Raw genomic sequence first — 7,858 nt, 5'->3', positions numbered from 1 at the left:
CACCTGCCGGTGTTGCCTTGAATATAAGTGCTTTGCACAAACTTAATCTTTCATTTGCTTGATTACAGGATATCTGCCCAGAAATGGGAGTCAAGGATGCTTCGCACCGATGGCTGAGTCCTTGACACCCATTTCAAGGCAGATAAAATATCAACAAGCAAACGAAGGATTAGTTGTCATACATAAAAGTATGAGGTATTCAAATAATCAATGGCTTGCGTAAGCAAGGCTTCCTTTTTTAACAGAAAAGAGGTAAACTTTAGCCATCAATTCTAGAACCTATTTTTCAAGAGGGAATCTCTCACTACTTCCAACTGACACTGAATTTACTCTATCAAGCTGATGTAGAGAGCTTGAATTCAGAGATTAATCTAGGTATCATTGATGCAAGCGGTGCTAGAGATGAATTAGAACTATTGAACATTAAACAACAGAGGTTACGTGACCAGCTGGTCTTTTCAAATCATGTAACAAACGATGGACAGCCACGTAATATCAAGCATCACACACCAACCGATGGTGATCCAAAAGATTACTACATCACCATTATGGCTGATGGCAAAAGAATTAAGGCTGTTAGTTATGACAAGCTTATTGATAAGCTTTATAACTACTACGCTGATGGTTTGTTGGATTTTTCTGTTGCATCAGTATTTAATGCCGCTCTAAATGAAAAGGCAGTTACTGAAAATCCAAAACCTAGAACTATCGAAAAGAATAGGGGTGATTTCAAGCGATTCATAAGTGATGATTTTGCAAAAAAAGATATCAGGACTATTTCTGAAGTTGATTTGAAGAAATTCATCCAAGAATGGGTCACTGAGACTACTCCAAAGAAAAAGACTTTTCTTAGTTTCAAAGGAATTCTAAATATGATTTTTGAGTATGCTTACATGCACAAGATTATTGTAGAGAATCCTGTTAGCTATGTTAAAAACAGACCTTATATGAAATCCTGTGATACTTCTAAGGCTAAGTCCGAAGAAAAGATTTTTTCTCCAGAAGAAATCCAGATGTTAAAGGATGAGGTTAGAAGACGTATCAATTCAGGATTAAAACGATTTGGCGATTATTACATCAATGGATATGCAATGCTATTTGCTATCGAAACTGGTGTTAGAGTTGGTGAATTGTGTGCACTAAAGTGGGAGGATATCCACGAAAACTATATCCACATTCATTCTCAGCAATTATTTCAAAACGTAGATGGTAAAAAGGAAGTATATTATGCTCCTTACACCAAAAACGAGAAAGGCATATCTGAGGACGGAAGACAGTTTCCACTGACTAATGCTATTGCATCATTACTTGGTGAAATCAAGGAAAAGCAAAAGAAACTAGGGATTGAATCAGAATTTATCTTCTGCAATGAAGATGGAAGATGGATTATTGAAGAAGCCTACACTTCATTCCTTAGAAGGTTATGTCGTTCAAAAGGACTTACCGTAACTAATAACCACGCTTTTCGCATGTCCCTTAATTCAAATGTGTTAATTCCTATGGGAATATCTGTAGCTGATAGAGCTGCTATGTTAGGACATTCAATTGAGACTAACTTGAAGTACTACAGCTATGCACAGAAGGATTATCTAGAAGATGTGAAAGCAAAGCTGGATGCGATGGGTTCTACCACTCAGGGAACACCTGGGGGTCACCCAAAAATCGTTCCTTTCGCAAAAAAAGAAAGCCTAGAAAACTTGAATTATCAAGCATTCTAGACTCTCTAAACGTCGAGCGCGAGACGGGACTCGAACCCGCGACCCCCACCTTGGCAAGGTGGTGCTCCACCAACTGAGCCACTCGCGCTTATCTGTTGTTTCGTTTGCCTCAACAACAATAGCTATTCTAAAGGATAGACACGAATAAGTCAAGCATATTTTAAAACTTTTTTCACAGAATTTTTCATGCTACAATTATGAGTATGAAAAGTACAAATTTGAAACGTCCATACATCAATATTATAAATGAAAAAGGCGCTATTATCGGCAATGGTTCTAACCAGGGCTGGTTCTCTTCTGCCCCTTGGTTTAACGTTAGTGGGCAGGGGTGTGGCATCATCTCTTCTGTTGATGCGTGCAACTACATTGAAGGAAAACGAATTGTCTCAAAATCGCAATATGAAATTCAAATAAATGACTTTGCCAGAATTATCGTATTTACGAAGTTATTCATGCATGAATTCTTCTTCAAAAAATATGCCATCGGAATCACTCCAAATCAAATCTGCCGTTTCATGAATAGACGCCTAAAGGGGCAATATAAGGTTTCTTATAATGGTAGATTCGGTCATGCTGATTTACTAGATAAAATAGAATCACAGCTAAACAATGACCTGCCTGTTATTTGGTCGCTCTACCGCCCTCGCAAAAAGATAACCTTATACACTTTTAAATCAGTGACCCGCGAGTACATTCCAGCCATTAGCACCAACAGTCACTACGTAAATGCGATAGCTGTAATACATGATGCAGCCCCTAATCATCCTACTATGATAAAAATCTCATCCTGGGGAAAGATTTATTATATCGACTTTGACGAATATCTAAAATACACAGAAGGCTCTATTATCAGCGCAGTCTGCTCAAACATATTCTTAATAAAAAAGCTTCAGTGAAATCAATCACTGAAGCTCATTTTTTACTTTCTCTTATCTAAATTGCTAGCAACCTTCATTCCAATATTCTGGATAATCTGGAACAGAATAATAAGAAGAATAACTGTAACAATCATTATATCAGTCTGCCATCTATAATATCCGTAGCGCACAGCGATATCACCTAATCCGCCACCGCCAACAGTACCTGACATTGCAGAATATCCAAGGATATTTCCTGTTGTGATTGTAGCGCCGATGATGAGTGATGTGCGTGCCTCAACAAGCATAACCTTTGTTACTATGTCCCAATTGCTGGCGCCCATTGATTTAGCAGCCTCAATAACCCCTGGATCTACCTCGTTAAGGGATGACTCCACCATACGTGCGATGTAAGGTGCAGCGCAGGCCACAAGTGGAACTATAGTTGCTGTGGAACCATAGCTTTTTCCAACTACAAATCTTGTAAATGGAATCAATAAAATCAACAAAATCAAAAATGGTATTGAGCGGACAATGTTGCAAAAAATATCAAGTAAGCCATACACAAATTTGTTAGGCTTCAACCCATCCTTGCTTGTAACCTTAAGGCAAATTCCAAGAGGAAGGCCTAAAATATAGGCAACCAAAGTTGACACAATTGTCATGTAAAGAGTGTCTCTGATTCCCTCTAGTATCATATTAATTACCTGTGAATCAAACATCTCCTGTTACCTCCTCTATCTCTAATCCACGTTCCTTAAGATACACAATAATATCTTCCTGAAGCTCCGAATCCTCTGGTAGTCCAAGAATCATTTCACCTTTGGCAACACCACCTACATTTCTGGTATCTGCCCTAAGAATATTCACTGGCGTCTGGAACTTAAGGACCATGTTTGCAATGACTGGCTCGAATGATGAATTCTCCGTAAATACGATACGAATCTTTCTCTCGCCATTAAGCGTCTCAACTGTACCTCCGGATTTTGTATCATCTCCTCGTAATATCAGCTCTCTGGCAGCGCTAGACTTTGGATGATTAAATACATCCTCTACAAATCCGTTTTCAACCACCTGGCCCTTTTCGATGATAGCAACCTTGTTACAAATTTCTGATACAACAGACATCTGATGTGTGATTACGATAATAGTGATGCCAAGCTTCTTATTAATATCACGAAGCAATTCTAATATAGAAGCTGTTGTCTGTGGATCAAGAGCTGATGTTGCCTCATCACAAAGCAGGATTCTAGGATTATTCGCAAGAGCTCTGGCGATGGCGACACGTTGCTTCTGACCACCTGAAAGCTGAGATGGATATGCCTTTGCTTTATCCGACAGTCCAACCACCTCTAACAGCTCTTTTGCACGTTTTCTGGCATCTGCCTTAGACACCTTCTGTAGGCGAAGTGGAAAACAGATATTATCGATTACATTTTTTTGCATAAGTAGATTGAAGCTTTGGAAAATCATAGCTATCTGGCTACGTTCTGCTCTAAGCTCCTTTTCTGTAAGCTGCCCAAGGTCCTTGTCGCCTATAAGCACCTGGCCTGATGTAGGCTTTTCCAGATAATTAAAACATCTAACAAGAGTACTCTTGCCTGCGCCAGACATACCTATGATACCGTAGATATCACCTGTTTCTACAGTAAGGTTGATATTCTTTAACGCATCAACACTTTGCTCTCCCTGAGCAAATGTCTTTGAAAGATTTTTTACAACAATTTCATTCATAGTATACACTCTCCTCATAATCTATTATCAGACTATGACTTCATATTATTAACAACAAATGAGTGTAGCGATGGTAGTTTCAACTTCCTACCCCACTACACTCTATTTAGATTAACCTTTGTTTATTTTTCGGTCAAGTCCACGGATTATTTGTTGTAGAAAACAACAGCTCCGTCGTATGTATCCTCGATAAACTTCTTAATATCATCTGACCTAAGAACTGAAACAAGCGCTTTTATCTTAGCATCGTTCTCATGTCCTTCAGCAACTGCGATGATGTTAACGTATGTCTCTGCTGCCACTGAATCTGAAGCCTCATAAGCTATTGAATCCTTAGCTACTGAATATCCAGCCTCAAGTGCATAGTTACCATTTAATACAACATAAGCAACTTCTCCTACAACACGTGCAACCTGTGCAGCCTCAAGCTCCTCGAAGTCAAGGTTGTATGGGTTTTCTGTGATGTCATTAACTGTAGCCTCAAGACCAACGCCATCCTTTAATGTAAGAAGTCCGTTGTCCTGAAGAAGTAAAAGTGCTCTTGCCTCGTTTGTAGTATCGTTTGGAATGGCAATTACATCGCCCTCGGCAACATCATCAAGTGATGACTTTGTACCAGGATAAATTCCAAATGGCTCATAATGAATGTCACCTGCATCTACAAGATGTGTTCCGTGCTCCTCGTTGAAGCTGTTAAGATATGGAACATGCTGGAAATAGTTTGCATCAAACTCCCCAGACTCAACAACCTCGTTAGGCTGTACATAATCATCAAAAACTGCTACCTGAAGGTCGTACCCCTGTTCCTTAAGTGCATCCTTTGCTGCCTCAAGGATTTCTGCGTGAGGTGTAGCTGATGCTGCTACTGTAATTGTTTCAAGCTCTTTTGTATTTTCTGTCGCTGTGGATGATTCGCCAGTTGCACCTGTATTTGTCTCTGCTGCGCTACCGCAACCTACTAATGCCCCTGCTGTAATTATTGAAGCTAATGATAAGCTTGCTACCTTTGATAAATTCTTTTTCATATTTTGCCTCTCCTCCTAAAAAGTTATGTTATGCTTGAGACTTTATCACACTAAATCACCTAGTTCAATGGGTCTTATTATACCTAGATTTTATTACTAGCTATCAATTTTATTGATGGCAAAACCAAAATCAACTTCTCCGCTTTGTTTTTTCTATTAAATAGACTATAATTTTTAAAGAAAATTTTATATAGATAGGATAATCAAATGAAACGAAAACTATTATTGATTTTAATCCCAGTAATACTCATTTCGGGAATTGCAATCGCAGGTTTCTCCTTCTATTTTACACAGTCAGATTTAGTCTATTCTGAGGTGTATATTGAAGCAGGCTCAAAGGATTGTAGCGTCCAAGAATTCCTTAAGCATGACGCAAGTGACGTTGATTTTGCAAAAGCTACAAGCTTCGATTTGAACACACCTGGCGACTACCAGGTGACCATCAATTGGAAGATGCCGATTTTTGGGAAGCAGACCTATCACAGCACACTTCACGTACAAGACACCACTGCTCCTGCTGTGACACTTGCAACTGATTCCTTGGAAATGTACACCACTGCCCAGGCTCCTTCTGCTGCTGATTTAGTAGATTCAGTAATCGATGCAACAAACTGTACTATCGATTTTAAGGACACCTACGATTTCTCTAAAGAGGGCAAGTTCGATGTAGTTATTCTTGTGACGGATGCTGGCGGTAACACCACCGAAAGCACCATTCCTTGCACAGTTGTTGATGATGTGACTCCACCAGAAATCTCTGGTGTAGAGCCTCTTACTGTTGCTCAAGGTGATTCTATTTCTTATAAAAAGAATGTAACCGTCACTGATGACAAGGATGATAATCCAACGCTTGAGGTAGACACTTCCCTTGTAAATCCAGATAAGCGAGGGGTCTACAAGGTAACCTATACTGCCACTGATGCAGCTGGCAACACTTCTGAAAAGACTACCACTATCAAGATTGTGTCTGCCAAGATTGCTGAAGCCACTGAAGAAACAGTCAATGCTAAGGCTGATGAAATTCTCTCAGGAATCATCACTGATAACATGACTCAGCTTCAAAAGGCAAAGGCCGTTTTTGACTGGGTTGTGAAGAACATCACCTACTCTGAATCTGCCGGCATTGATGATTTGTTATCTGCTGCCTACAAGGGCATGTTTTACCGCGTTGGTGACTGCACTGTAAAGCAAAAAACTGCAGAGGTTATGCTTAACAGATTGGGCATCAAAAATATGGAAATCGAAAAAATCCGTGACACACGCGGTCACTACTGGTTACTGATTGATGTTGGCGAGGGTTGGTATCACTACGATCCAAATCTCCAGCTTGACGGTACCCTTATATTCTACTGGCATGATGCAGATTTGTGGGAATACTCAAATGCGCACAAGAATACACACAATTACGACCCAAGCAAATATCCACATATACAATAAATACTTAGGAGGACTAAAATGAAAAACAAAATTATTTCCTTAGGACTGATTATGGCAATCTCTCTTTCTATGGTTGCCTGCGGAAGCTCTAGCGATACAAAGGTTATCGAATCAAACACAAATGCTGAGGCTGCTGGCCCTGAGCAGGTTGCAACTGCTGATGCTGGCTACGTATTCAGCTATGATGGCATGGACATTCCTGTAGATGCAGATGTTGCTCCAATTATCGACAAGCTTGGTGAGCCAAACAGCTACTTCGAATCTCCTAGCTGCGCCGCTGATGGTATCGGAAAGCTTTACACTTACAACGATTTTGAAATCCAGACATATCCTGATGGCGATGTAGATAAGGTGCTTTATGTAATGCTTCGCACAGACAATGTTGCTACAGCAGAGGGCATTGACTTATCAAGCTCACGTGAAGATATCGTTGGTGCTTATGGCCAGGCCACTGAAGAAGACTCTAGCTCTATGAAGTATGAAAAAGGCGATATGACTCTCGTATTTATCTTCGATGGTGACAGTCTTATTTCTATCGAATACGATAGTGCAATGAATAAATAAGAAGGCTGAATTTTCTGAAAAACAGAGGGATTTTTTAAAGCTTTGCAACTTTAAAAAATCCCTTGACTTATGGGTGTTTGTACTATAGAATACATATTGTTGTTGAGGCAAACGAAACAACAGATAAGCGCGAGTGGCTCAGTTGGTGGAGCACCACCTTGCCAAGGTGGGGGTCGCGGGTTCGAGTCCCGTCTCGCGCTCTTTTAATATAAAAAATGAGGTCATCCAAATGGGTCAATGTCATTAAGTTAAGAGGGATGTATAAAGATCTCTGCATCAGGAATGATGCAGGGGTCTTTTTTCTATAAAGGGTTGACATTAATGCAGAAAAGTGCGGCCGCTTTCGCTACTGATTATTTTCAGAGGTAGCGAAAGCGGCCCTTGAAATTGTAAGTATATTTACAAATTTCAGGGAGGCGCACATGAAACCACAAATGGTAAAGAAACTTTTGATGTCACAAATTAAAACAATTGCAGATAATGCAAAATCTTTCTGTATTGATTCTGAAAGAAATTTCTCACG

At 39.8% G+C, this 7,858-nt stretch carries 7 protein-coding genes and 2 tRNA genes; 5 read left to right on the top strand and 4 right to left on the bottom strand.

Annotated elements, in window-relative coordinates; genetic code table 11:
• The first annotated feature begins 353 nt into the window (after positions 1-353).
• Positions 354-1,718, top strand: a complete 1,365-nt coding sequence (locus BM097_RS15505) for a tyrosine-type recombinase/integrase (protein WP_090552504.1) — start codon at positions 354-356, stop codon at positions 1,716-1,718.
• A 15-nt stretch (positions 1,719-1,733) separates the two neighbouring features.
• Here the strand turns inward: BM097_RS15505 and BM097_RS15500 are convergent.
• Positions 1,734-1,806, bottom strand: a tRNA-Gly gene (locus tag BM097_RS15500).
• A gap of 115 nt (positions 1,807-1,921) precedes the next feature.
• On the opposite strand from BM097_RS15500, the gene BM097_RS15495 reads away from it, so the two are divergent.
• The gene (locus BM097_RS15495) at positions 1,922-2,614 is read left to right on the top strand and encodes a hypothetical protein (RefSeq protein WP_090552502.1); all 693 of its coding nucleotides are present in this window, start codon (positions 1,922-1,924) and stop codon (positions 2,612-2,614) included.
• A 23-nt stretch (positions 2,615-2,637) separates the two neighbouring features.
• On the opposite strand, the gene BM097_RS15490 is transcribed toward BM097_RS15495, so the two are convergent.
• The 3 genes from BM097_RS15490 to BM097_RS15480 form a co-directional block, all read right to left on the bottom strand.
• Positions 2,638-3,297 carry a methionine ABC transporter permease gene (locus tag BM097_RS15490; protein ID WP_090552499.1) on the bottom strand — a complete coding sequence of 220 codons (660 nt, stop codon included), beginning with the start codon at positions 3,295-3,297 and terminating at the stop codon, positions 2,638-2,640.
• The gene (locus tag BM097_RS15485; RefSeq protein WP_090552495.1) at positions 3,290-4,309 is read right to left on the bottom strand and encodes a methionine ABC transporter ATP-binding protein; all 1,020 of its coding nucleotides are present in this window, start codon (positions 4,307-4,309) and stop codon (positions 3,290-3,292) included. The genes BM097_RS15490 and BM097_RS15485 overlap by 8 nt, the downstream gene beginning before the upstream one ends.
• A gap of 146 nt (positions 4,310-4,455) precedes the next feature.
• Complete coding sequence (locus tag BM097_RS15480) at positions 4,456-5,334, bottom strand: MetQ/NlpA family ABC transporter substrate-binding protein (RefSeq protein ID WP_090552491.1); 879 nt, start codon at positions 5,332-5,334, stop codon at positions 4,456-4,458.
• Between the two features lie 207 nt (positions 5,335-5,541).
• Between BM097_RS15480 and BM097_RS15475 the strand changes: the two genes are divergently transcribed.
• The 3 genes from BM097_RS15475 to BM097_RS15465 all read left to right on the top strand — a co-directional run bounded on the left by BM097_RS15475 (position 5,542) and on the right by BM097_RS15465 (position 7,535).
• Positions 5,542-6,771, top strand: coding sequence for an immunoglobulin-like domain-containing protein (locus tag BM097_RS15475; protein WP_090552487.1), 1,230 nt, complete (start codon positions 5,542-5,544; stop codon positions 6,769-6,771).
• An 18-nt stretch (positions 6,772-6,789) separates the two neighbouring features.
• Positions 6,790-7,335, top strand: a complete 546-nt coding sequence (locus tag BM097_RS15470; protein ID WP_090552483.1) for a hypothetical protein — start codon at positions 6,790-6,792, stop codon at positions 7,333-7,335.
• Between the two features lie 127 nt (positions 7,336-7,462).
• Positions 7,463-7,535, top strand: a tRNA-Gly gene (locus BM097_RS15465).
• The last annotated feature ends 323 nt before the right edge of the window (positions 7,536-7,858 follow it).

It is taken from the genome of Pseudobutyrivibrio sp. OR37, assembly GCF_900113655.1.
Taxonomy (GTDB): domain Bacteria; phylum Bacillota; class Clostridia; order Lachnospirales; family Lachnospiraceae; genus Pseudobutyrivibrio.
This window is presented reverse-complemented; position numbering and strand designations above follow the sequence as displayed.

Bases quoted from the DNA above. Each gene is read 5' to 3' on its own strand.
- BM097_RS15495 (WP_090552502.1), top strand. From the start codon at position 1,922: ATGAAAAGTACAAATTTGAAACGTCCATACATCAATATTATAAATGAA.
- BM097_RS15490 (WP_090552499.1), bottom strand. From the start codon at position 3,297: ATGTTTGATTCACAGGTAATTAATATGATACTAGAGGGAATCAGAGAC.
- BM097_RS15485 (WP_090552495.1), bottom strand. From the start codon at position 4,309: ATGAATGAAATTGTTGTAAAAAATCTTTCAAAGACATTTGCTCAGGGA.
- BM097_RS15480 (WP_090552491.1), bottom strand. From the start codon at position 5,334: ATGAAAAAGAATTTATCAAAGGTAGCAAGCTTATCATTAGCTTCAATA.
- BM097_RS15475 (WP_090552487.1), top strand. From the start codon at position 5,542: ATGAAACGAAAACTATTATTGATTTTAATCCCAGTAATACTCATTTCG.
- BM097_RS15470 (WP_090552483.1), top strand. From the start codon at position 6,790: ATGAAAAACAAAATTATTTCCTTAGGACTGATTATGGCAATCTCTCTT.